We start from the raw sequence: 23,029 nt of genomic DNA, 5'->3' as shown, positions 1-23,029 counted from the left end.
ATCGGTGGGCCATGTGGTCTGTCGCCGGTTGTTACACCTGATGGTCGCAGGCCGTGCGCACAAGCGGGCGTGGTCTTCTTCCACTTGCTGAAAGCTTCATAAGGGCGATGCTTCTGTGCTTGAATGATATGGGCATGAGACGAGATGATCGTTTCCAATGTTCATGACAGCCGGTGTCGCGTCCGCGCAGTCGGCCCGTGCGATGGGGCAGCGGGTGCGGAAAACGCAACCCGAGGGCGGAGACATCGGAGAGGGCAACTCGCCCTCTAGAACCGGACGGTGGCGTGCACGCTCCGCCTTGGGCGACGGGATCGGCACCGACGCAATCAGGGCCTTCGTATACGGGTGACGGGGGTTTGCGATCAGCTCGGATGCGGTGGCGACCTCGACGATCCGGCCCAGGTACATGACCGCGATCCGGTGTGAGATATGGCGCACAACGCTCAGATCATGCGCGATGAACAGCAGGGCCAGCCCCATCTCGCGCTGCAGCTCCTGCAACAGGTTCACCACCTGCGCCTGCACGGAGACGTCAAGGGCGCTGACAGGCTCGTCGCAGACCACCAGCTCCGGGTCTGTGATCAATGCGCGGGCGATACCAATGCGCTGGCATTGACCGCCCGAGAATTCATGCGGGTAGCGATTGATGAGAGCAGGCAAAAGGCCTACGCGCTCCATCATCTGGCCCACCTTGGCACGGACCTGCTCTTTTGAGAGGTCGGGGAAGTGGGTCCGCAGCGGTTCGGCCACGATCTGGCCAACAGTCATGCGCGGGTTCAGCGCGTCCAGCGGGTCCTGGAACACCATCTGCACATGGCGCCCATGCGCGCGTTGCGCGGCTGTGTCCATGCTCACGATGTCCTCGCCGCGCCAGAGCACGCGCCCGTCACTGACCGGCACCGTGCCGACAATCGCACGCGCCAGCGAGGATTTGCCCGACCCGCTTTCACCCACCAGTCCAAGGGTGCGGCCCGGCTCCAGCCTCAGCGAGGCCTGCTTGACCGCTTGCAATTCGCGTGGCGGACTCCATGGCCATCCCCCCTGCCGGGCGACCTTGAAGGTGACGCTCAGGTCGCGGGTTTCCAGCAGCGGGGCGCTCATGCCACTGTCTCCCGCGCCGCATGGCAGGCGCGCAGACGCCCGGCTTCAAATGCCTCCTGCACCGGCATGGTCGTCGCACAAGGCTCATGACTGGCCGGGCAGCGGGGGCTGAAGGGGCACCCGGCAGGCAGCGCCGTGAGATCGGGCGGATCGCCGGGTATGGTCTCAAGCTTGTCCTGCGGGACATCGAGACGTGGGACCGCCTTCAGCAGGCCCCGCGTGTAGGGGTGCGAGGGGGCGGCGAAGACATCATCGGTGGCGCCCGTTTCCATCACCCGCCCACCGTACATCACCAGCGTCTTGACGCAGGAGCCCGCGACAATGGCCAGATCGTGGGTGATCAGGATAAGGGCTGTGCCGAAATCACGCTGGATATCGGCCATCAGTTCCATGATCTGGTTCTGGACAGTCACATCCAACGCGGTGGTCGGCTCATCCGCAATCAGCAGTTTCGGACGGCAGAGCAGCGCCATGGCGGCCATGATCCGCTGCCGCATGCCGCCTGAGAATTCGTGCGGATACATCCTGAGCCGGGCACGGGCATCCGGAATGCGTACGGCGTCGAGCATCCTGGCACTTTCCGCGAAAGCGTCGCGCTTGGACGCCCCTTTGTGCAGCATCAGCACCTCGGCCATTTGATCGCCGACGCGGAGATAGGGGTTCAGCGAGGTCATTGGATCCTGAAAGATCATCGCGATCTCATTGGCGCGGATCGCGTTCAGTTTGGACTCCGGCAGGTTCAGGATTTCCTGACCGTCAAAGCGGATCGATCCGCCGGCGGTGCCGTTTTTGGCGAGAAGGCCGAGTATGGCAAAGGCCAGTTGGGTCTTGCCCGACCCGCTTTCGCCGACGATGGCGAGGCTGTCGCCGGGATCGAGCGAGAGGGTCATACCGTTCACGGCTTTCACGGTCCCGTCGGGGGTGTCGAAGCTGACGGTGAGGTCGGTGACGTCGAGAAGTGCCATAACTTACCGATCCTTCGGAAAATTCATCATTACCGATCCTTCGGATCGAGGGCATCGCGCAGCCCGTCGCCGACAAAGAAGAAGCCGAAGAGCGTGATGACGAAGAAAAAGAGTGGCCAGCCGAGCATCCAGAGGGTGCCGTTGTTCATCTCAGAGGCGCCATCGTTGATCAGCGCGCCCCAGCTTGTGAGCGGTTCCTGCACGCCAAGGCCCAGAAAGCTGATGAAGCTTTCGTAGATGATCATCGAGGGCACCAGCAGCGTCGCATAGACGATCACCACGCCCAGCAGGTTCGGGATGATGTGGCGCAGGATGATGGTGAAGGGCCGGACCCCGGTGGCGACGGCAGCCTCGATATAGGCCTTGCCCTTCAGGGTCAGCGTCTGGCCGCGGGCGATGCGCGCCATGTCGAGCCAGCTGATCAGCCCGATGCCGATGAAAAGCATCAGCAGGGAGCGGCCAAAGACTACGAGCAGCAGGATCAGCACGAACATGTAGGGGATCGACATCAGCACATCGACGATGCGCATCATCACGTTGTCGATGCGCCCACCGAAATACCCCGCAATCGCCCCGTAGAGCGTGCCGACGATCACCGAGATCAGCGCGCCGACGATGCCCACCAGCAGCGAGATCTGCGTGCCCTGCACGGTGCGGGCGAAGAGGTCTCGCCCCAGTGCGTCGGTGCCGAACCAATGGCCCGTCTCCAGCGATGGGCGCCCGCCCTGGGCGACGTTGCCGAGCACGTTCCAGTCGATGTCCTCGTTGTTCCAGGGCGCGATGAAGGGGCCGATGAGCGCGAAGGCGGCAACGAGCAGCAGCACGATCAGCCCGGCGACCGCAGCGCGGTTGCGCAGGAAGCGTGCCCGCGCATCGGCCCAGAGCGAGCGGCCCTTGATGGGTGCCGCGCCCGCCAGATCGTCGGCGACGGATTTGGTTGCGAACATGCGGCTAATACCTGATTTTCGGGTCGATCCAGGCGTAGAGCACATCGACCAGAAGGTTGAAGAAGATCGTCAGCGCGCCCAGCAGGATGGTGATGCCCATCATCACGCCGTAGTCGCGGTTGAGCGCCGAGGCGACGAAGAACTGCCCGATGCCACCCGTGGAGAAATAGATGTCGATCACGACCGAGCCGGTGATCATGCCGACGAAGGCAGGGCCCAGGTAGGAGATCACCGGCAGCAGCGCGGGTTTCAGCGCATGGCGGAAGATCACGCGCCGCATCGGCAGGCCCTTGGCGCGGGCGGTGCGGATGTAGTTCGAGGTCAGCACTTCGAGCATGGAGGCCCGCGAGATGCGCGCAATCGAGGCCATGAAACTGGTCGAGAGCGCGATGACGGGCAGGATCACGAATTGCCACTGGCCACCCTGCCAGCCACCACCCGGCAACCAGCCGAGCCAGAGCGTGAAGGTCAGCACGAGGATCGGCGCCAGCACGAAGTTCGGCAGCACCTGCGCGCCGATGGAGATGCCCACCGCCAGATAGTCGAGCCAGGTGTTGTGGCGCAAGGCGGCGAGGATGCCCAGGCTGCCACCCACGATCACCGCGACCAGAAAGCTCCAGAACCCATAGGTCAGCGTCACGGGAAAGCCCTGGCCGATCAGGTCATTCACATCCTGATCGCGATAGATGAAGGAGGGGCCGAAGTCGAATTCGGTGACCACGCCGACCACATACCGCCAGATCTGGATGTGAAACGGCTGATCGAGCCCGTATTGTGCCTGCAGATTGGCAAGCACCGCAGGCGGGATGCCGCGCTCCGTCGCAAAGGGGCTACCGGGGGCGGCATACATCAGGATGAACGTGCTGACGATCAGGATCAGCAGAACCGGGATCGCGACGAGCAGACGCTTGATTATGTAAAATATCATCTTTGGAATGTAGCGCCGGAGCGGGTGAAGTCACCCGCTCCGCTGCGCCTTACTCTGGTGCAACGCGGTAGATGTCTTTCACGTACCAGTTGTTCTCCACGTTCTCCTTCGGCCAGTTCTTGATGGTCGGGTCGAGCACGAAGTTCTGTGTGTAGTGATAGATCGGCAGGATCGCCATATCCTCGGCGAGAATCTGTTCAACCTGCGTATAGACCGGTTGCGGGTCGGACATGGTGACGCTTTCGGCCATCAGCCGGTCGACCTCTTCACTGACGTATTTGCCATCGTTGTTGGCGTTGTTCGAGGTCAGAAGGTCGAGGAAGGTCGAGGCCTCGTTGTAATCCCCGCACCAGGCCGAGCGGGCGATGTCGAAGTTCTGATTGCCGCGAATTTCCAGATAGGATTGCCATTCGAAGTTGTTCAGCACCGTCGTGACGCCTAGGGGCCGCCACATCTGGCTGACCACTGTCGCGATCTGCTTGTGGTTTTCGGAGGTGTTGTAGATCAGGTTGAGCTCAATGGGGTTGTCCGGGCCATAGCCCGCCTCTTCCATCAGCGCCACGGCCTTTTCCATGCGCTCCTGCTGGCTCCAGAGCGAATAGTCGATCGCAGGCAGCTCAAAATCAGCCGTGGCCCAATGGGTGAAGCTGAAGGCGGGGGCCTGACCGGCTTTCAACACCTGATCGGTGATCACCTCGCGGTTGATCATATAGCTGAGGGCTGTGCGCACGCGCGGATCCTGCAGCGCCTCGTGGCCGCTTTCAGACTGGTTCACGGTGTAATAATAGGAACAGAGCCGCGGCACGGAATGCGCCACATCCGGCGTCTCTTCCTCAAGACGCGGGTAGCTGCCGGCGGGGAGGTCATCCATCATGTCGAATTCGCCCGCCTGAAAGCGGGTCAGCGCCTGATTGGCGTCATTGATCACAAATCCGGTGATCTCGGTAATGATCACATCCTCCGCGCCCCAGTATTCCGGGTTCTGAACCAGCCGCACGAATTCGTTCGTCGCCATATCGTCCAGCTTATAGGCCCCGTTCGACACGATGTTCATTGGGTTGGTCCAGGCGGCACCATGGGCCTCGACCGTGGGTTGGTGCGTCGGCATGAAGGTATAGTGCACCGTCATCTGCGGGAAGTAGGGCAGGGGCTGGGCCAGTGTGACCTCCAGCGTCCGGTCGTCGATGGCGCGCACGCCCAGCTCTTCGGTGCTGGCCTCGCCGGCAATCGCCGCCGCCGCGTTGGTGATCTGGCTCAACTCCACATACCAGGCGTATTCAGAGGCCGTGGCCGGGTCGGCCGCGCGGCGCCAGGCAAAGACGAAATCCTGTGCTGTCACCGGATCGCCATTGGACCAGCGCGCATCCTCACGCAGTTTGAAGGTCCAGGTCTGGTTGTCTTCGGAGGACCATTCTTCGGCCACGCCGGGGCGCAGCGTGCCATCGGCGTTCTGCGTCAAAAGCCCTTCGAACAACTGGCGCGCCAGATGGCCCCCAACGGTTTCCTCGATCAGTTGCGGATCGATGGAGGGAAACTGGTCCAGCAAGCGATACTGAAAGGTCTGATCTGCGGCCAGCGGCTCGCCGGTGACCGGATGGGTGTCCGCCGCCCAAAGAGGCTGGCAAAGAGCGAGTGAAACAAGTGTTGAGGTAGCCAAAATTCGATGTTTGGTCATTTTTTATCTCCCTTATGTTTTTTGATGTGGCATCTGACAGGCGCAACCTGTTTCGCCATATGGTTGCAAGAATTGGCGGAATAGCAGGGATTGTACACCAACAACTTTGCGTTTGGGCGAAAGATCGGCGACAAAACTCCGATACCGACTGCGCAGGGTCAATTGAGCGGCGGTGTGGGTGCCGAATTCTGTGGCCTGCCTATTCTGCGCGTCTCCTCGGACTTGGACTGCCGGACCGGCAGCGCCAATGTTCGCCCAACCATCTTCAATCCCCTTTCGTTTCAATCCCCTGCACCCGACTTGCGTGGCATTTGTTCAATGGGCTAGGGATACCCTATGGAGCCGTTGGATTTCTCTCACAGCCCGATGCTGGTTATTGCATCCCTGTTCGTGGCGCTGATGTCTGGATTCACCGGCTTGTCGCTGACCCAGGGCCTGTCTCAGCGGAGCATCGAGCAGCGCAAAATCCTCATCGTACTTGCCGCCATTGCGCTGGGCGGTGGCATCTGGTCAATGCATTTCGTCGCAATGCTCGGCTTGCAGCTCCCCATCCTCTTTTACTATGACGCCGCAATCACGCTGGCGTCGGCCCTTGTGGCGATACTGGTCGTGGGCCTCGCGCTGTTGATCCTGCATTTCTGGAAACGCACCAGGACCACGCTTGTGCTGGCAGGCACGACGGTCGGACTTGGCGTGCTCGCGATGCACTATCTCGGCATGTCGGCGATGGAACTGTGCCAGGCGCTCTACACGCCTGTGGGTATTGCCCTTTCGGTGATCTCTTCCTGCGTTCTGAACATCGCGGCCTTTGCCATCGCTTACGGCAACAGGTCGCAACGTGGCATCGTTGTCGGCACGCTTTTCTTTGGCTTCGCGGTCTTTGCCGTGCATTTCATCGCCATCAGCGGCACCAGCTTTGTGGAGGTCGACGTACTGACCGAGGTCGGCCCGCTGATCAGCAACGAGGTGTTGGCCATCGGCGTGGTGTTGAGCAGTTTCGTCTTATGCGGTGCCTTCCTGCTGACTGGCGTTACGGTGCTTGCCCCCCCTGCAGGAAGTCGCCAGGCGTCGGCGCGACCAGAGCCTACCCCCGAGCCGGAGAAATCGACCTCTGCAGGAACCGTCCCCCCTCAGATCCCGTATGAGCAGGAGGGCCGCACCCTCTTTGTGAGCACCGACGCAGTTGCAGCCATCCGGGCAGAAGGGCACTACACCCATCTCTACACGGCCACGGACAAGCTCTTTTGCGTCTGGTCGATCACCGAAGCCACCAAGCGGCTGGGGCAGGGGCCGCTCATCAAGGTGCATCGCAGCTATCTGGTCAATCCGGCCTTTGTCACCGGCTTCGAGCGGCTCAAGGACAATGGCGTGTGCCATTTCGATGTGACGCATTTGAAAAAGGTTCCGGTCAGCCGGTCTCGATTGCGGGATGTGCGGGACGCGCTGGGTGTCTAGAGCCGCGCATTTCGTGCGATCCATGGCGCATTTCGTGCGGAAAACCTCTCGATCGACTTAAATCCATGTGCGGTTCACGGGGCCGCAGCCTCATGCTCTCAGCCAGCTACTCATGGTCATGGCAGGGAGGACATTCATGATACCGGCAGCGTTTGATTACTATCGTCCGACGAAGATGGATGATGTGATCGCCCTACTCAAAGAGCATGGCGATGACGCGCGCGTCATGGCGGGCGGGCACAGTCTGATCCCGATGATGAAACTGCGCATGGCGGAGATTCCGCATCTGATCGATCTTCAAGCCATTGATGGCTTGAACGAGATTTCCATCAAGGACGGGCAGATCACCATCGGGGCCATGGTCACGCAACACGATCTGATCAACCATGCCGGTCTGGAAGCGGCGGCGCCGATCCTGCGCGAAGCCGCACTGCAGATCGCGGACCCGCAGGTGCGCTATATGGGGACCGTGGGCGGCAATGTTGCCAATGGCGACCCCGGCAACGACATGCCGGGTCTCATGCAGTGTCTTGATGCGACGTTCGCGTTGGTCGGTCCCGGTGGGGAGCGCAGCGTCGCGGCGCGCGACTTCTACGAAGCGGCCTATATGACCGCGCGCGAGGATGAAGAGGTGCTGACCTCGGTGTCGATCCCTGTGCCGCAGGGTGGATACGCCTATGAAAAGCAAAAGCGCAAAATCGGGGATTATGCCACGGCGGCGGCGGCGGTTCAGATCGTCAAGGAGGACGGCAAATGCACGGCAGCCTCCATTGCCATGACCAACCTGAGCGATACGCCGATCTACTCGGCCGATGCCGGTGCGGCGCTTGTCGGCACAGCCGTTGACGCCGCCGCACTCACCGCGGCCAAAGCGGCCATGCTGGGCGATATCGATCCCACGGAAGACAATCGGGGCCCGGTCGCTTTCAAGAAACACGTTGCCGGCGTCATCCTGGCCCGCGCGATTGAGCGTGCCTGGTCGCGCGCCTGAGGCTTGTCCTCACGGAGCGAAGAGACAGGGCAGAGAGGAAAATCATGTCAAAGAAGATGCACATAAAGTTGAACGTCAACGGCAAGGATGAGGAGTTTCTGGCCGAACCGCGCGAGCTGTTGATCTACACGCTGCGCGAGAGGCTCAATATCACCGGGCCGCATATCGGCTGCGAAACCTCGCATTGTGGTGCCTGCACGGTGACAATCGACGGAAAGTCGGTCAAATCCTGCACCATGTTCGCGGCGCAGGCGGACGGTAAGGAGATCACCACCATCGAGGGCATCGGCACGCCCGACAGCCTGCACCCCCTGCAGGAGGCGTTCAAGGAACACCACGGGCTGCAGTGTGGTTATTGCACCCCGGGGATGATCACGCGGGCCACCAAGCTGCTGGAAGAGAACCCGAACCCTTCCGAAGAAGACATACGCTTTGGTATGGCGGGCAACCTCTGCCGCTGCACGGGGTATCAGAACATCGTCAAATCCATCCTCGCGGCTGCGGCCGAGATGAATGCTGCAAAGGAGGCCGCGGAATGAAGGACGAAGTGGAAAGCCGCGACGATCGCGTCGCCAACCTCAAAGGCATGGGCTGTTCGCGCAAGCGGGTCGAAGATGCCCGGTTCACGCAAGGCAAGGGCAATTATGTCGATGACATCAAGCTCGATGGCATGCTCTTCGGCGACTTTGTGCGCTCGCCCTATGCGCATGCGCGGGTCACCAATATCGACACCGAAGAGGCGCTGAAGGTCCCCGGCGTGCTGGCCGTTCTGACGGCGGCTGATCTGGAGCCGCTGGGTCTGCACTGGATGCCGACGCTTGCGGGGGACAAGCAGATGGTGCTGGCCGACGGCAAGGTGCTGTTTCAGGGTCAGGAAGTGGCCTTTGTGGTGGCCGAAGACCGGTTTGCGGCGGCGGATGGGATCGAGGCCGTCGAGGTGGATTACGAAGAACTGCCCGTGATCGTTGACCCGTTCGAAGCGCTTAAAACGGATGTGGTTCTGCGCGAAGATCTGGTTGCGCAGGATGGTTCTATCCCTGATGGTGCCCATGGCCCGCGCACGCACCCCAACCACATCTTCACGTGGGAGGCGGGTGAGAAAGAGGCCACCCAGCAGGTACTCGACAATGCGGAGGTGCTTGTTGAAGAGAGCATGTACTACCACCGGACGCACCCCTGCCCGCTGGAAACCTGCGGCTGTGTGGCGTCGATGGACAAGGTCAATGGCAAGCTGACGCTCTGGGGGACCTTTCAGGCGCCCCATGCGATCCGCACTGTGGTGTCGCTGATCTCCGGCATTGAAGAGCACAATATCCGTGTCGTCTCGCCCGATATTGGCGGTGGTTTTGGCAACAAAGTCGGGGCCTATCCGGGATATGTTTGTTCGGTTGTGGCCTCCATTGTGACGGGCAAGCCGGTCAAATGGATCGAAGACCGGATGGACAATCTGATGACCACCGCCTTCGCGCGCGATTATCACATGACGGGCAAGATTTCCGCCACGAAGGAAGGCAAGATCACCGGGCTGCATTGTCACGTGACCGCCGACCATGGCGGGTTCGATGCCTGCGCTGACCCCACGAAATTCCCTGCAGGGTTCATGAACATCTGCACCGGCTCCTACGACATTCCAACGGCCTTTCTGGAGGTGGACGGCGTATATACCAACAAGGCACCGGGTGGGGTCAGCTATCGCTGTTCCTTCCGCGTCACAGAAGCGGTGTATTTCATCGAACGGATGGTGGAGGTTCTGGCGATTGAGTTGGGCATGGATGCAGCAGAGCTGCGGCGGATCAACTTCATCAAGAAAGAGCAGTTCCCCTACAAGGCCGCACTCGGTTGGGAATACGACTCCGGGGACTATCACACCGCTTGGGACAAGGCGCTGACAAGCGTTGACTACGATGGGCTGCGCGCGGAGCAGGCGCAGCGGGTCGAGGACTTCAAAGCCGGGAAGACCCGCAAGCTCATGGGCGTGGGGCTGAGTTTCTTCACCGAAATCGTAGGGGCCGGGCCGGTCAAGAACTGCGATATTCTGGGTCTTGGCATGTTCGACAGCTGCGAAATCCGCATCCACCCCACGGGGTCCGCGATCGCGCGGCTGGGCACCATTTCGCAGGGTCAGGGCCATGCCACGACATTCGCGCAAATCCTCGCCTCTGAGATCGGTTTGCCCGCCGACAGCATCACCATCGAAGAGGGCGATACAGATACGGCACCGTATGGTTTGGGCACCTATGGCTCTCGCTCCACACCCGTTGCTGGGGCGGCGACGGCCATGGCGGGCCGCAAGATCCGCGCCAAGGCGCAGATGATCGCGGCCTATCTGCTGGAGGTCCATGACAACGACGTGGAATTCGACGTAGACCGCTTTGTCGTCAAGGGCGCGCCTGAGAAGTTCAAGACGATGAAGGAAATCGCCTTTGCCGCGTATAATCAGGCGATCCCGGGGATCGAGCCGGGGCTGGAGGCGGTCAGCTACTACGATCCGCCGAATATGACCTACCCGTTCGGTGCTTACGTTTGCGTCATGGACATCGACGTGGATACGGGCGTGCCCGAGATACGCCGCTTCTATGCGCTGGACGACTGCGGCACGCGGATCAACCCGATGATCATCGAGGGGCAAGTGCATGGCGGTCTGACCGAAGCGCTTGCCGTCGCGCTGGGGCAGGAGATTGCCTATGATGACATGGGCAACGTGAAGACCGGGACGCTGATGGACTTCTTCCTGCCGACCGCCTGGGAGGTGCCGAACTACGAGACCGACCACACCGTGACGCCGTCGCCGCACCATCCCATCGGGGCAAAGGGCGTGGGCGAGAGCCCGCATGTGGGCGGCGTGCCCTGTTTTTCCAATGCGGTGCATGACGCTTTCCGCGCGTTTGGGCTGCGCCAGACGAACATGCCCCATGATCATTGGCGGATCTGGAAGACTGCCAATGAACTTGGGCTGCATGACTGAAACCGCTGGCGGGGGGGCCTGTGCGCCCCCCTAATTGGATCGGAAGTTGAGATGGATTGGACAACGCTTCAAACCGCGATGGCGGAACAGGGCTACGTCGCGGGCGACGATCTTGCGATGGCGGTGCACCTGTCGCTGGCGCTTGGTCGGCCTCTGCTTTTGGAAGGAGCAGCAGGGGTTGGAAAGACGGACATCGCCCGGGTGCTGGCGGCCGTGCAGGACACGCAGTTGATCCGGCTGCAGTGCTATGAGGGGCTCGACGCGCAACAGGCGATTTATGAATGGAACTACCAGCGGCAGCTGTTATCGATCCGCGCCGCTGCAGAAGACGGTGAGACCGGGCGCAGCGTCGAGGAACGCATTTTCTCCGAAGAATTCCTGCTGGAGCGGCCTTTGCTCAAGGCCATTCGCCAGTCGGATCCCCCCGTCCTGTTGATTGATGAGATCGACCGGGCCGATGAGGAGTTCGAGGCCTATCTGCTGGAGGTCCTGTCGGAGTTTCAGATCACCGTGCCGGAGTTGGGCACGCTGGTGGCCACCTCTCGTCCGATTGTCATCCTGACGGCCAATGGGACGCGCGACCTCAGCGATGCGTTGCGCCGCCGTTGTCTTTACGCCCATGTGGCTTATCCTGATCGTCAGACGGAGCTGGCGATCCTGAAAGCCCGCTGTGCCGGGATCGAGACGAAACTGGCGGGCCAGATTGTTGGGTTCGTGCAGTCTCTGCGCAAGGAAGACCTTGAAAAACAGCCGGGTATCGCCGAGATGCTCGACTTTGCATCGGCTTTGATGGGGCTTGGGATTGCTGATCTGACGCGGGACCCAGTGGTCCTGCAGGCCACGCTGGCCACCCTTTTGAAAACGCAAACCGACCGCGACAACATCACCACCGAGGTTGCGCAGCGCCTGGCGGGCAAAGCCGCATGAGCCGGGTAACAAGATTTGCCGCGCGCGATCCCGGACCCGCCGCGCGCGTGGGTGGGTTTGTCGCGCATTTGCGGGATAACGGTCTGCGGCTGGGGGTGGGCGAGGCGGAATTGGCCCTGACAGCCCTGACCCATGTTGCCCCCTGCGCGCCTACAGAGGTGCGCCATGCCCTGCGGACGGTGTGCTGCAGCTCCGCCGAAGACACCGCGCGGTTTGATGATCTGTTCGATGCGTTCTGGATGAACGGCGGACGGGTTGCCCCGAAAACGACACCGGTGACGGCGCCAGCCTCTGACCACGTGCATTCATCGCGCAACGCGCAAGGTCAGGAGGCGGAGAGGACTGCCGGTGCTCCGACGACACCTGATGCGGGCGATGATCCGGCGGACGCGGACGGCGAAGGCAGGCTTCTGGCCACCTTGAACGAGGCGCGCATGAAGAAGGACCTGCGCGATCTGGTGCAGCCGGAAGATATTGCCGAAGCGCAGCAGGTCGCAGAGCGGTTGGGTGCCGCCCTGCGGGACAGGCGGTCGCGCCGCCGCAGGCAGGCCCGCAAAGGCGACCAGATCCATTTCCGCAAGTTGATCCGCCAAAGCCTGTCGACCGGTGGTGAGCCGATACGGCTGCCGCGCAAGCATCGCCCGGACCGCCCGCTGAAGATCGTGACGCTCTGTGATGTGTCGGGGTCGATGACAACCTATGCGCAGGTTTTTCTGGCGTTCATCGCCGGTATGATGCGGGCGGATGAGACGACCGATGCCTATCTCTTTCACACGCGGCTGGTGCGCATCGCCGACGCCTTGCGGGACCGGGATGCCATGCGGGCATTGGCGCGGTTGTCGTTGCTGGCGGATGGGTTTGGCGGTGGGTCCAGGATTGGTGCGTCGCTGATGCAATTTGCGCGCGGCTATGCGCGGCGGTTCGTCGATGGGCGCACGGTCGTGCTGATCCTGTCCGACGGGTATGATACGGACAGCGCCGATCAGATCGGCGCGGCCTTGTCCAGGTTGAAGACACGTGGCTGCAAGATCATCTGGCTGAACCCCCTGAAAGGGTGGGACGGGTATGAACCGGTTGCGCAGGGCATGGCCGCCGCGATGCCGCATCTGGACTTGTTCCGCCCGGCCAATACGCTCGCAGATCTGGCGGCGCTTGATCGTGATCTGGTGCGCCTATGACCCCGGCAGAGCTGACAGATGCGGATATTGCCGAACTGGCCGAAGACATGCGCGGGCGGGGCGAGCCCTTTGCAATCGCCACGGTCATTCGCACACTGGGGGCCACTGCTGCGAAGCCGGGTGCCAAGGCGCTCGTGACGGCAGAGGGCACGATCCTGCAAGGCTGGATCGGGGGCGGCTGTGTGCGCGGTGCCATTGCCCAAGCCACGCGACGCGCGATGTCGGAAGGGACGCCGCAACTCATTTCGCTGCACCCGCAAGACCTGCTGGATGAAAAGGGTATTGCGCCGGGCGACGATGTTGAAGGTGTCAAATTCGCGCGCAACGGTTGCCCGTCCAAAGGCTCGATGGACATCTTTGTGGAGCTCATCCTGCCCTTGCCGCAGCTGATCATCTATGGTGAAGCGCCGGTCGCGCAATCGCTCACACGGTTGGCTGCGCAGTTCCAGTGGTCGGTCGTGACCGGTGCCGTGGATCGGGCAGCGGCTCCGGTCTCCGCTGGCGAAACCCGGATGATCGTGGTGGCGACACAAGGCAAGAATGATCTGGCTTGCCTGCAGGCCGCTCTGAACGCAACGGCTGATTTCACTGCCTTCGTCGGTAGCCGCAAGAAGTTCGCCGCCTTGTCGCAAAAGCTGATCGCGGCGGGCGTGCCGGCAGAGGCAGTTGCAGCCGTTCAAGCGCCCGCAGGCTTGGCCATCGGCGCGGTGACGCCGGACGAAATTGCCCTCTCCATCCTTGCGCAACTGACCGAAGTGCGCCGCCGCCATCAGAGGACCGAGGATGAGGATGGCTGAGTGCGGTGCGATCATTCTGGCCGCCGGGCTTTCACGCCGCATGGGCGCGCGCAACAAGCTGCTGATCGAGATGAATGGCAGGCCGATGATCCGCCGGGTGGTCAGGGCGGCGGTTGACGTCTGTGACGGGCCAGTCACGGTTGTGACAGGTCATCAGCGTGCGGATATCGAGTCGGCGCTGGCCGGGTTGCCGGTCTTTTGCGTTCATAACCCCGCTTTTGAGACCGGTCAGAAATCATCAGTTGTCTGCGGGCTAAAGGCCACGGCGGAGGCAGAGGCCACGCTGATGATGCTCGGTGACCAGCCCTTGCTGTCTCCCAAACATCTGATCTGGTTGCTTTCTCAACATCGCGCGCAGACCCCGCGCAAGATCACCGTGCCGGTGAACGGTGCGGTGCGCGGCAATCCCCTGGTGATCCCGAGAGCACTTAAGTCGCTTCTTTTGGCGAACCCGCGCGATCCAGGGTGCCGGTCTTTCACCCGGGCCCATCTCGAGCATGTGCACCGCGTCGAGACAGCGGACCCGGCCTTCTTTCTCGACATCGATACGGCGGAAGATCTTACCGGTTTCCAGCGCCAGCAGGAGCTGAGTAAATGAAGCGCCTGCTTAGCCGTTTGCTGCGCCGCTGCGCGCGCACCGCGCCAACCAAAGAGCAGGCCGACTTGCTGGCCACCATCAAATTCCCATGCTGTTAAGGAGGACACTCATTTGGAACTCAGCGATCAGATCACCATTAACGCGCCTAAGGATCGGGTGTACGAAGCCCTGAACGATCCGGAAATTCTGCAGCAATGCATCCCCGGGTGTGACGAGCTGATCAAGCATTCGGATACCGAATTGGAAGCGAAAGTCGTGCTCAAGGTCGGACCGGTCAAGGCTAAGTTCAAGGGGGACGTCGTCCTGGACACCACCGGTGCGCCAGATGCGTTTTTATTGTCCGGTCAAGGCAATGGGGGGGCGGCTGGTCATGCAAAAGGTGGTGCTGACGTGACCTTGAAGGAAGAGGCTGGTGTGACGGTGCTGACCTACACCGCCAAGGCTGATGTCAGTGGCAAGCTGGCGCAATTGGGGTCGCGTCTGATCCAGGGCACGGCCAAGAAACTCGCAGCAAAGTTCTTTACCAAGTTCGCCGAAATTGTCGATGTGGTGGAAGCTTAGTCGCGGTATCCACCGGTTTATGGGGTGAGGCTGCGTGCCCAGGACAGGGTATGCATTGGTGCCGATGCGCGACATTCCCCGGTGGATGGGTGTCGAGCCAATTGCCACACCCTTCCGAAAGCGGGAGAGGGCTAGACGCATGGCTGTATCGTGGATTCTGCGGGTTCGACGTCCTTTGCATTGACCTACGGGCCAGCGACCGGCGTGACCAAACCTCAGTGACCACCCGCAAAGGGATACGTTGCCGCGCCCGTCGGACACTCAGTTAGGCATGTTCTCGCCGGTGCGCGAGATGGAGATTGCGGGATGCTCTGGATCGCAGCAGGCCCAAAGAGCATTTAGACGGCAACGCATGTTTGCCGCCCAATGTCGTCGACGGCGCTGTTCTGTGTCTTCCCAGAAATCAAAGCGCAGTAAGGGGTGAGTAAACACACCTGATCGCACAAGCGTGACATCCAAAGCAGACAAATCCACTGTAGAAGGTGCCGAGGGGTCGGGCCCCATCTGCAATTCTCGTGGCCAACGAGATAAAGCCGACTGATCTGCAATGAGCTCGGGGGTCTCTAAAAGTCGTCCTTGACAGGTCAGAGTCATTACTATCAAGTTGTACATACAAATTCTTGATAGATGAAATTTGGGGACGCGCATCAGAAGGAATCTATTGGCGATAGGGAGGTGGGGCGGCGCCGGTTTCGGGATCAGAGAAGCCATTCAAAGACACTTGCGCGAATGCCCCGCCAACGGTCGATCAGGAAAAGCCGACGAGGCTAAGGGAGAGAAAATGAAACAGAAAATCAAAGCGGCACTTCTGGCGTCCAGCCTGTTGCTTATGCCTGTGGCTGGCCTCGCGGATACGGCGGATGGCGACGCGCTGAACAGCATGACCTGGGACGAAGTTGTTGAGCTTGCCAAGGGAGGCGAGGTGAACTGGTTCCTCTGGGGCGGGTCTGACAACATCAATCAATACGTCTCGGAGTACATCGGCGGTCGCCTGAAGGATGAATACGGGATTACACTGAACCGTGTAGGCTTGAGCGACACGGTCGAGGCGGTGAACATCGTTCTGGGCGAAAAGGAATCCGGTGTCATGGATGCCGGATCCGTCGACATGATCTGGATCAACGGTGAGAATTTCCGCACGATGAAACAGGGCGGTCTTGCCTATTGCGGCTACACCGACATCCTGCCCAACAACGCCTTTGTGGATTGGACCAATCCAGCGATTGCCAATGACTTTGGCGTTCCCGTGGAGGGGTGCGAAGTGCCGTGGTCCAAGGCGCAGTTCGCTTTTGCCTATGACACTGCCCGCCTTGACAACCCGCCGCGATCCATCGGTGAGTTGATCGACTGGGTGCAGGAAAACCCCGGTCGTTTCACCTATCCCGCGCCGCCGGATTTTAACGGCTCTGTCTTTGTGCGCCATGTGTTTTATCACGCGGCCGGGGGCGTGGATTCCCTGCTTGGCGATTTCGATCAGGCCAGGTTCGATGAGGTCGCGGCCAAGACATGGGGCATCCTGAACGACATGGAACCCTACCTTTGGCGCGAAGGGAGAACCTATCCCGCGTCGATCTCCGCTATGGAACAGCTTTACGCAAACTCCGAGGTGGATCTGACGTTCAACTACGAACCCTCTGGCGTGGGTCTGAACATTGAAAACGGGGTCTTCCCGCCTACCACGCAGGGCTATGGCCTCACGGACGGCACCATCGGCAACACCAACTACACGATCATCCCCTTCAATTCACCCAACAAGGCCGCGGCCCTTGTGCTACAAAACCTGCTGCTCTCCGGCGAGGCGCAATATCAAAAGGCCCGCCCGGACGTCTGGGGGGCGGCCCCTGCCATCGAAGTGTCGCGCACCAGCGATGCAGTGCAGGCGGATTTCGGCACCATCGTGGCGCACCCCAATGTGGTTCCCGCCGATGAACTGGCCAAGGCAGCCCTGCCTGAACTGCAGGCCTCCTGGATTTCCGCCATCGAAAAGGGATGGCTGGAAAACGTCGGTCAGTAGTCTCCCGCTGACCCTTCCCACGACGCAGCCTGCGTCGTGGGGCGCTCGCCACCGCAACAATCCAAATGGAAGTCGGGCATTTGTCAGACCGAACGAAAATCTTTTTGCTGCTGCTGCCCGCGATGTTCATCATCGTCGTGCTGTTCTTTGGCGGACTGATGATCGGGTTGATGCGCAGCTTCAACTACATGCCGGTGATCGGCCTGACCGAACCGGACCTGAGCGCTTATATCTCCGTCTTCACGGATCGGGAATTCTACCTCTCCTTTCTGTTGACCTTCCACATCGCCTTCACGTCCACTGTGATCTCCTCGATCCTTGCCATCGGCGCCGCCCTGCTCCTTCGGCGCAGTTTTGTGGGCCGCGGCATCGTGAACTTCCTCTTCCAGCTCAACCTGACGGTGCCGCATCTGGTGGGTGCCATCGGGATGCTCTACCTCTTTTCGCAATCCGGCAGCTTCGCGCGTCTGGCGCATGAATTCGGTATGATCGCCCGGCCCAGCGACTTTCCAGCGCTTGTTTTCGACCCCTATGCCATTGGGATCATCCTGCAATACGTCTGGAAGGAAATCCCCTTCATTGGCGTCATCGTTCTGGCAAATATGCAATCCATCGGTGAGGATTACGAAAGCGTTGCCCGCTCGCTGGGCGCCAGCAAATGGCAGACTTTTCGCTATGTGCTGCTGCCGCTGATTTTCCCGGGTGTTTTGTCGGCAAGCGTGATGGTCTTTGCCTTCACCTTCGGTGCCTATGAAATCCCGGCCATTCTGGGCGCGAATTTCCCCGCTGCACTGCCGGTGCTGGCCTATCGCAAATACACCGATGTCGATCTCGCCGCCCGGCCCGAAGCCATGGCAATGGCCATTGTCATCGCGCTGCTCTCTGCCGTGATGATCTACTTCTATGTGCGCTATTCGCGCCGCCGGATCAGGGGATAGCTGATGAGCAACGCTGAAAGCATCCCAATGCGCAGCTTCAGGGTCCTGACCGGGGTTGTCCTGATCACATGGCTTGTCCTGCCCCTGATACCGCTGGCCATCTGGTCCTTCGCGCGCGGCTGGTTTTATCCCGATCTATTGCCCAAGACCTGGACCCTGCGGGCCTGGGAATACGCCATGTCCGACACCGCCGGGGTGCTCGACAGCCTGTGGCTGACCATCGGCATTTCACTGGCCGCGACGGTTCTGTCCATTCTGGTCGGTGTACCCGCCGGACGCGCACTGGGGATGTATAAATTCCGGGGCAAGGAGATTGTCGAACTGATGATCCTCGCGCCCACGATTGTCCCCGGTATCGCGGTTGTTCTGGGCATCCACTCGGTCTTTATCTCGATGGGTCTGAACAACACCGTCTGGGGCGTGATCCTCGTGCACCTGATCCCGACGCTGCCCTATATGGTGCTGGTGATGTCGGGCATCTTCGCCAATTACGATCCGGCGTTCGAGGCGCAGGCGCGCAGCCTCGGGGCCTCGCCGCTCAAGACCTTCTGGTACGTCACCCTGCCCGCGATCCGTCCCGGCATTATTGTCGGGGGGCTCTTTGCCTTCCTGGTGTCGTGGAGCCAGTACATCCTGACCCTGCTGATCGGCGGCGGGCGCGTGGAAACCCTGCCGCTCCTGCTCTTCAACTTCGCGACCGCAGGCCGCAATGACATCACCGGTGCCATCGGCATGATCTACATCCTGCCAGGTATCATCATCCTGTTGCTCACCGCCAAGCACCTCTCGGGTCGCAGCGGCGCTGTCGGAGGCTTCGGACAGATTTGACCCATGTTTCGATCAAAGAGCTGACCAAGGTCTATCCCGGCGCGACCATCCCGTCGCTGGACCGCTTGTCGCTGGAAATTCCCACCGGCGAATTGACCGCGCTGCTCGGCCCGTCCGGCTGCGGCAAGACCACGACGATGAAGATGATCGCCGGGCTGCTCGAGCCTACATCCGGCGATGTTACCTTCGATGGCCGCTCCGTCCTGCGCGATAAGCCCGAAGACCGGGGCGTTGTCATGGTGTTCCAGAACTACCTGCTGTTCCCCTATATGAGCGTCGCTGACAACGTCGGGTTTGGCCTCAAGATGCGCAAAAAAGATCCCGCAGAGATCAAACGCCGCGTGGGCGAAATGCTGGAACTGGTCAAACTGCCGGATTTGGGAGATCGCAAACCAAGTGCTCTCTCCGGCGGGCAGCAGCAACGCGTCGCTTTGGCGCGCGCGCTGATCGTGCAGCCCAATGTGCTCTTGCTGGATGAACCGCTGTCGAACCTCGACGCGCATCTGCGGTTTGAAATGCGCGATCTGATCCGGTCGCTACAGCAGGAAATGGGCATCACCACGATCTTCGTGACCCATGATCAGGAAGAGGCAGTGGTTCTGGCCGACCGCGTGGCGCTGATCCTCGACGGGCAGATGAAACAATACGACCGGGCCGATGTCTTCTACAAACGCCCCATCGACGAAGCGACGGCACGGTTCTTTGGCGGGCATAACTTCATTCCCGGCACATCGGACGGCCATGTTTTTGACTGCGCGCTTGGCAAGCTGTCGCTGCCGGAGGGGGCCACAACCGGCGCTGGAAAGCTTACCTTTCGGCCCGAAAACGTGCGGATCGGCACGGCGGCGGATGGGCAGAACTGCCTGACCTCGACCATCGCTGATGTCATCTATCTGGGCACGCAGACACGGCTGAAACTGCGGGTCGGCGACACCGCCCTGGACGCCGTGGTGAACCCTAATGAAATCGAAAGCTACGCGGTTGGGGATACCCTGCCGATCCACCTGCCACGCGCAACACTATGGGTGATATGATGGCGGTGACCTTCAGATCGATCTTCGAGGTGACGCGCGCGGAATGGCTGGGCGGACTTGGTATCCCTGAAGAGGACATTCCGGATGTCGTGATCCTTGAGGGCTCATGGTGGCGGGCCGAACGGCAAAAGGCGCGCTTGCAGCATCTGACCGATGTGCGGGAGCTCGGGTTTCCCGATATCTTTTGGGGCAGGCATGGGGACAAGAAGGTGGTATTCTGCATGGGCTACGGGGCGCCCCGTGCCGTGGAGGTCAGCCAGATTTTTGCGCAACTGGGGTGTAAACTGGTCATCCAGATCGGTACTTGCGGCGGGTTGCAATCCCATTTGGCGCCGGGTGACATCATTGTTCCCGATGTCATACGCTGTGAGGACGGTGTGGCCGAACACTACGTCGACGGCGCCACGATCAACGCTGCGCCCCATTGGATTGCACGGGCGCAAAGCGCGCTGCAAACGCGGGGCCGCACGGTCCATATCGGCCCGCATGTGACCTTCTCATCGCTCTTCGCCGAAAGCGTCGAGATGTACGAGGCGTGGCACAAGGACGGGCTGCTCAGCGTTGAGATGGAGACCGCGGCGACCCTGGCCGCAGCGGCCAAATATGGCATGCCCGGGGTGTCGATGGTCGTGGTCTGGGACGAATTGACCGCCGGGCGCCGGTTCATGGACCCGATGACGCCAGAGGCGCTGGCCGAGCTGGAGATCAGCAATGAAGCGGTATTTGCCGCAGCCCTCACGCTGACGGAGGAAGTGACATGAAATACGGTATTCACGCCGGTCTCTGGCAGGCCCGGTGGACGGATGAGATTACCCCGATCCTGAAGATCGTGGCTGATCTCGGGTTTGACGGTATCGAGGTGTCGCTTCTGGGGATGAGCGACGAAAAGGCCACAGCGCTCGGTAAGGCGGTGCGGGACCACGGGTTGCAGGTCACCTGTTCGGACGGGTTGGCGCCCGACAAGGATATCACCTCTGATGATGCTGACGTCCGGACGGCAGGCGTCGCCTATTTGAAATGGGCCATTGAAAGCACGGCACGGATTGGATCGCGTGGATTGGCGGGCGTGGTGTTTGCGCCCTGGGGGCAGTTCGACCCGCTGAACAAGCCTACGCGGGCCGCCCGCTCCGCAGAGGCGCTGGGGTCGTTGCATGAGACGTTGGCGGCCCACGATGTCACGCTCGGGATCGAAATGCTTAACCGGTTCGAGACGGATCTCGTAAACACGGCGGACGAAGCCGTCAGCATCGCAAAGGCCTCCAGGTCCGACCGGGTGGGCGTTCTGCTGGATACGTTCCACCTCAACATCGAGGAAAAGGATATCCGCGCGGCCATCGCCAGCGCCAAGGGAAAGCTGGCGCATTTCCATGTGTCCGACAACGACCGTGGTGTGCCTGGGTCGGGACATGTGCCCTGGGATCAGGTCAAAGCCGGTTTGGAGGACGCGGACTATGAGGACTGGATCGTCGCAGAGATGTTCGTGATCGCGGGCAACCCCGCCAGTGCGGATCTGAACATCTGGCGGCACATTGAACCCGATGCAACGAATGCGGCCCGTCGTGCGCTGGCCTTCATGAAGAGTACTTTCGGATGAAAGAGTTTCTCGCCCTCTGCGTCACCCGGTTTGAAGCGCTTGAGCGGGAGTTGAACAAGCTTGATGCTGCCACCGGCGATGGGGATCACGGGACGACCATCCTAAAGGGATTGCGCGCCGCAGCAGCAGTCGACGGTACGCCAGACAAGGCGTTTCGCAAGGCGGCAGGCGGTGCGTCCGGCTCGCTCTTTGCGCAGATCATCGCGGCGTTGGAAAAGGCGGTCGACGGCGCATCGTTGGGTGAGGCACTGTCGCAGGCGGCGGATCGGATCGCGATGCTGGGGCAGGCAAAACCGGGGGAAAAAACGATGCTGGACGCGCTGATCCCCGCTGCTGCGGCGACCTCCCCTGATGACGCTGCGCAAGCCGCCGCCGCAGGCCGGGATGCGACACGGGATATGCCTGCCAAACGGGGCCGAGCCAGATATGTGGAAGGCGCGGGCGTTGGCCATGTCGATGCCGGTGCCACCTCTGTCGCTGCCCTATTGGCCATCTTTGCCGAATGGAGGCGCATGTGAAAAAGCTCTTCAATACCAAGGAGCGGATGCCGGACGATATGATCGACGGTTTCGTCGCCGCCTATCCGGATCTCATTTGTCGCGGGGCTGATCCACGGGTGGTACGCCGCAAAATGCTCCGCACAAAGGAAGGTAAGGTCGCGCTGCTGATCGGCAATGGCAGTGGCCATGAACCGATTGCCATGGGGTTCGTCGGCGAAGGGTTGCTGGACGCCAATGTCGTGGGCGATGTTTTCGCAGCCTCCTCGCCGGATGCGATCCTTGAGGGGATCGAAGAGGTCTGTGGCGATGCGGGCGCCGTCCTGCTGATCTCGCGTCACGAAGGCGATGTGATCAATGGCAATGCCGCCGCCCTGATGGCGCAGGACGACGGTCTGAACGTGCAGCCCCTGTTGATGTATGATGATATTTCCTCCGCACCCAAAGGGCAGGAGGACGAGCGTCGCGGCGCTGCTGGCACCATGTTCATCTACAAAATTCTTGGGGCTGCGGCGGAAGAGGGGATGCAGATCGAGGATCTGATGACCCTTGGCGCGGAGGTTCGCGCCGCCACGCGGACATTGGGTGCCGCTGTCTCGCCCGGTGTGTCGCCGCTGACCGGCGAGCTGATGTTCACCCTGCCCGAGGATGAGGTCTTCATCGGCATGGGGGTGCATGGCGAACCTGGCGTCGGTCGCCGGAAGGTCGGGCCAGTGCAGGACCTTGTGGTCTATATGCTGGGTGAACTGCTGGAGGATCGCGCAATTGAGGCAGGCACGCCCACGGTCGTTCTGGTGAACGGCGCGGGCGGTACCACGATGATGGAACTGCTGACGATCTATGGCGAGGTGCACAGGCAGTTGGGCGAGAAGGGGATTGAACCTGTCTCTCCCATGATCGGGTCCTATTCAACGACGCAGGAAATGGGCGGGTTCTCCATCTCGCTCTTTACGCCGACACCGCAGATGCTGGCGCTGTGGCGTGCCCCGCACAAGGCGCCGCACTTCCCGCACATCACCGCACAGGGGGCCTGAAT

General features: G+C 61.1%; 22 protein-coding genes. 17 read left to right on the top strand and 5 right to left on the bottom strand.

Annotated elements, in window-relative coordinates:
* Positions 1-96 precede the first annotated feature (96 nt).
* From Q1A52_RS02915 to Q1A52_RS02895, 5 genes are read right to left on the bottom strand one after another with little or no spacing between them, the layout of a single operon-like run.
* A complete protein-coding gene (locus Q1A52_RS02915) occupies positions 97-1,101 on the bottom strand; it encodes an oligopeptide/dipeptide ABC transporter ATP-binding protein (protein ID WP_299780487.1) in 1,005 nt (334 codons plus the stop codon).
* Positions 1,098-2,066: an oligopeptide/dipeptide ABC transporter ATP-binding protein gene (locus Q1A52_RS02910; protein ID WP_300010606.1), complete on the bottom strand. Its 969-nt coding sequence runs from the start codon at positions 2,064-2,066 to the stop codon at positions 1,098-1,100. Before Q1A52_RS02910 ends, Q1A52_RS02915 begins: the two co-directional genes overlap by 4 nt.
* 29 nt (positions 2,067-2,095) lie before the next feature.
* The gene (locus Q1A52_RS02905; RefSeq protein ID WP_300010603.1) at positions 2,096-3,013 is read right to left on the bottom strand and encodes an ABC transporter permease subunit; all 918 of its coding nucleotides are present in this window, start codon (positions 3,011-3,013) and stop codon (positions 2,096-2,098) included.
* 4 nt (positions 3,014-3,017) lie between these two features.
* Positions 3,018-3,941 (bottom strand): oligopeptide ABC transporter permease OppB, encoded by a 924-nt coding sequence (gene oppB / locus Q1A52_RS02900; protein ID WP_300010600.1) that lies wholly within the window; start codon positions 3,939-3,941, stop codon positions 3,018-3,020.
* A 49-nt stretch (positions 3,942-3,990) separates the two neighbouring features.
* The gene (locus tag Q1A52_RS02895; protein ID WP_300010598.1) at positions 3,991-5,616 is read right to left on the bottom strand and encodes a peptide ABC transporter substrate-binding protein; all 1,626 of its coding nucleotides are present in this window, start codon (positions 5,614-5,616) and stop codon (positions 3,991-3,993) included.
* Between the two features lie 366 nt (positions 5,617-5,982).
* Here Q1A52_RS02895 and Q1A52_RS02890 point away from each other — a divergent pair, with 366 nt between their 5' ends.
* From Q1A52_RS02890 to Q1A52_RS02810, 17 genes are all read left to right on the top strand, one after another.
* The gene (locus Q1A52_RS02890; protein WP_367277982.1) at positions 5,983-7,071 is read left to right on the top strand and encodes an MHYT domain-containing protein; all 1,089 of its coding nucleotides are present in this window, start codon (positions 5,983-5,985) and stop codon (positions 7,069-7,071) included.
* Between the two features lie 136 nt (positions 7,072-7,207).
* Positions 7,208-8,062, top strand: coding sequence for a xanthine dehydrogenase family protein subunit M (locus tag Q1A52_RS02885; protein ID WP_300010593.1), 855 nt, complete (start codon positions 7,208-7,210; stop codon positions 8,060-8,062).
* 44 nt (positions 8,063-8,106) lie between these two features.
* Complete coding sequence (locus tag Q1A52_RS02880) at positions 8,107-8,601, top strand: (2Fe-2S)-binding protein (RefSeq protein ID WP_195819455.1); 495 nt, start codon at positions 8,107-8,109, stop codon at positions 8,599-8,601.
* Positions 8,598-11,027 carry an aerobic carbon-monoxide dehydrogenase large subunit gene (locus tag Q1A52_RS02875; protein WP_300010590.1) on the top strand — a complete coding sequence of 810 codons (2,430 nt, stop codon included), beginning with the start codon at positions 8,598-8,600 and terminating at the stop codon, positions 11,025-11,027. The genes Q1A52_RS02880 and Q1A52_RS02875 overlap by 4 nt, the downstream gene beginning before the upstream one ends.
* Positions 11,028-11,078: 51 nt before the next feature.
* Positions 11,079-11,954 carry a MoxR family ATPase gene (locus tag Q1A52_RS02870; RefSeq protein WP_300010587.1) on the top strand — a complete coding sequence of 292 codons (876 nt, stop codon included), beginning with the start codon at positions 11,079-11,081 and terminating at the stop codon, positions 11,952-11,954.
* Positions 11,951-13,132 (top strand): VWA domain-containing protein, encoded by a 1,182-nt coding sequence (locus Q1A52_RS02865; RefSeq protein ID WP_300010585.1) that lies wholly within the window; start codon positions 11,951-11,953, stop codon positions 13,130-13,132. The genes Q1A52_RS02870 and Q1A52_RS02865 overlap by 4 nt, the downstream gene beginning before the upstream one ends.
* Entirely contained in the window at positions 13,129-13,929 is an 801-nt protein-coding gene (locus Q1A52_RS02860; protein ID WP_300010583.1) for an XdhC family protein, read from the top strand. Before Q1A52_RS02865 ends, Q1A52_RS02860 begins: the two co-directional genes overlap by 4 nt.
* Positions 13,916-14,527, top strand: coding sequence for a nucleotidyltransferase family protein (locus Q1A52_RS02855; protein ID WP_300010581.1), 612 nt, complete (start codon positions 13,916-13,918; stop codon positions 14,525-14,527). Before Q1A52_RS02860 ends, Q1A52_RS02855 begins: the two co-directional genes overlap by 14 nt.
* Positions 14,528-14,638: 111 nt before the next feature.
* Positions 14,639-15,088, top strand: a complete 450-nt coding sequence (locus Q1A52_RS02850) for a CoxG family protein (protein ID WP_300010578.1) — start codon at positions 14,639-14,641, stop codon at positions 15,086-15,088.
* 781 nt (positions 15,089-15,869) lie between these two features.
* Positions 15,870-17,102, top strand: coding sequence for an ABC transporter substrate-binding protein (locus Q1A52_RS02845; protein ID WP_300010575.1), 1,233 nt, complete (start codon positions 15,870-15,872; stop codon positions 17,100-17,102).
* Between the two features lie 80 nt (positions 17,103-17,182).
* A complete protein-coding gene (locus Q1A52_RS02840; RefSeq protein ID WP_300010572.1) occupies positions 17,183-18,040 on the top strand; it encodes an ABC transporter permease in 858 nt (285 codons plus the stop codon).
* A 3-nt stretch (positions 18,041-18,043) separates the two neighbouring features.
* Positions 18,044-18,868 (top strand): ABC transporter permease, encoded by an 825-nt coding sequence (locus Q1A52_RS02835; RefSeq protein WP_300010569.1) that lies wholly within the window; start codon positions 18,044-18,046, stop codon positions 18,866-18,868.
* Positions 18,865-19,902, top strand: a complete 1,038-nt coding sequence (locus Q1A52_RS02830) for an ABC transporter ATP-binding protein (RefSeq protein WP_300010566.1) — start codon at positions 18,865-18,867, stop codon at positions 19,900-19,902. The genes Q1A52_RS02835 and Q1A52_RS02830 overlap by 4 nt, the downstream gene beginning before the upstream one ends.
* Positions 19,890-20,663 carry a hypothetical protein gene (locus tag Q1A52_RS02825; protein WP_300010563.1) on the top strand — a complete coding sequence of 258 codons (774 nt, stop codon included), beginning with the start codon at positions 19,890-19,892 and terminating at the stop codon, positions 20,661-20,663. Before Q1A52_RS02830 ends, Q1A52_RS02825 begins: the two co-directional genes overlap by 13 nt.
* Complete coding sequence (locus tag Q1A52_RS02820) at positions 20,660-21,496, top strand: sugar phosphate isomerase/epimerase (protein ID WP_300010560.1); 837 nt, start codon at positions 20,660-20,662, stop codon at positions 21,494-21,496. Before Q1A52_RS02825 ends, Q1A52_RS02820 begins: the two co-directional genes overlap by 4 nt.
* The gene (locus Q1A52_RS02815; protein ID WP_300010557.1) at positions 21,493-22,014 is read left to right on the top strand and encodes a dihydroxyacetone kinase subunit L; all 522 of its coding nucleotides are present in this window, start codon (positions 21,493-21,495) and stop codon (positions 22,012-22,014) included. The genes Q1A52_RS02820 and Q1A52_RS02815 overlap by 4 nt, the downstream gene beginning before the upstream one ends.
* Positions 22,011-23,027, top strand: coding sequence for a dihydroxyacetone kinase subunit DhaK (locus Q1A52_RS02810; protein ID WP_300010554.1), 1,017 nt, complete (start codon positions 22,011-22,013; stop codon positions 23,025-23,027). The genes Q1A52_RS02815 and Q1A52_RS02810 overlap by 4 nt, the downstream gene beginning before the upstream one ends.
* Positions 23,028-23,029: the final 2 nt, after the last annotated feature.

It is taken from the genome of uncultured Roseobacter sp. (assembly GCF_947488185.1).
Classification (GTDB): domain Bacteria; phylum Pseudomonadota; class Alphaproteobacteria; order Rhodobacterales; family Rhodobacteraceae; genus Roseobacter.
This window is presented reverse-complemented; position numbering and strand designations above follow the sequence as displayed.

Coding starts and splice junctions, on each gene's coding strand:
- Q1A52_RS02915 (WP_299780487.1), bottom strand. CDS start 1,101: ATGAGCGCCCCGCTGCTGGAAACCCGCGACCTGAGCGTCACCTTCAAG.
- Q1A52_RS02910 (WP_300010606.1), bottom strand. CDS start 2,066: ATGGCACTTCTCGACGTCACCGACCTCACCGTCAGCTTCGACACCCCC.
- Q1A52_RS02905 (WP_300010603.1), bottom strand. CDS start 3,013: ATGTTCGCAACCAAATCCGTCGCCGACGATCTGGCGGGCGCGGCACCC.
- oppB (WP_300010600.1), bottom strand. CDS start 3,941: ATGATATTTTACATAATCAAGCGTCTGCTCGTCGCGATCCCGGTTCTG.
- Q1A52_RS02895 (WP_300010598.1), bottom strand. CDS start 5,616: ATGACCAAACATCGAATTTTGGCTACCTCAACACTTGTTTCACTCGCT.
- Q1A52_RS02890 (WP_367277982.1), top strand. CDS start 5,983: ATGCTGGTTATTGCATCCCTGTTCGTGGCGCTGATGTCTGGATTCACC.
- Q1A52_RS02885 (WP_300010593.1), top strand. CDS start 7,208: ATGATACCGGCAGCGTTTGATTACTATCGTCCGACGAAGATGGATGAT.
- Q1A52_RS02880 (WP_195819455.1), top strand. CDS start 8,107: ATGTCAAAGAAGATGCACATAAAGTTGAACGTCAACGGCAAGGATGAG.
- Q1A52_RS02875 (WP_300010590.1), top strand. CDS start 8,598: ATGAAGGACGAAGTGGAAAGCCGCGACGATCGCGTCGCCAACCTCAAA.
- Q1A52_RS02870 (WP_300010587.1), top strand. CDS start 11,079: ATGGATTGGACAACGCTTCAAACCGCGATGGCGGAACAGGGCTACGTC.
- Q1A52_RS02865 (WP_300010585.1), top strand. CDS start 11,951: ATGAGCCGGGTAACAAGATTTGCCGCGCGCGATCCCGGACCCGCCGCG.
- Q1A52_RS02860 (WP_300010583.1), top strand. CDS start 13,129: ATGACCCCGGCAGAGCTGACAGATGCGGATATTGCCGAACTGGCCGAA.
- Q1A52_RS02855 (WP_300010581.1), top strand. CDS start 13,916: ATGAGGATGGCTGAGTGCGGTGCGATCATTCTGGCCGCCGGGCTTTCA.
- Q1A52_RS02845 (WP_300010575.1), top strand. CDS start 15,870: ATGAAACAGAAAATCAAAGCGGCACTTCTGGCGTCCAGCCTGTTGCTT.
- Q1A52_RS02835 (WP_300010569.1), top strand. CDS start 18,044: ATGAGCAACGCTGAAAGCATCCCAATGCGCAGCTTCAGGGTCCTGACC.
- Q1A52_RS02825 (WP_300010563.1), top strand. CDS start 19,890: ATGGGTGATATGATGGCGGTGACCTTCAGATCGATCTTCGAGGTGACG.
- Q1A52_RS02820 (WP_300010560.1), top strand. CDS start 20,660: ATGAAATACGGTATTCACGCCGGTCTCTGGCAGGCCCGGTGGACGGAT.
- Q1A52_RS02815 (WP_300010557.1), top strand. CDS start 21,493: ATGAAAGAGTTTCTCGCCCTCTGCGTCACCCGGTTTGAAGCGCTTGAG.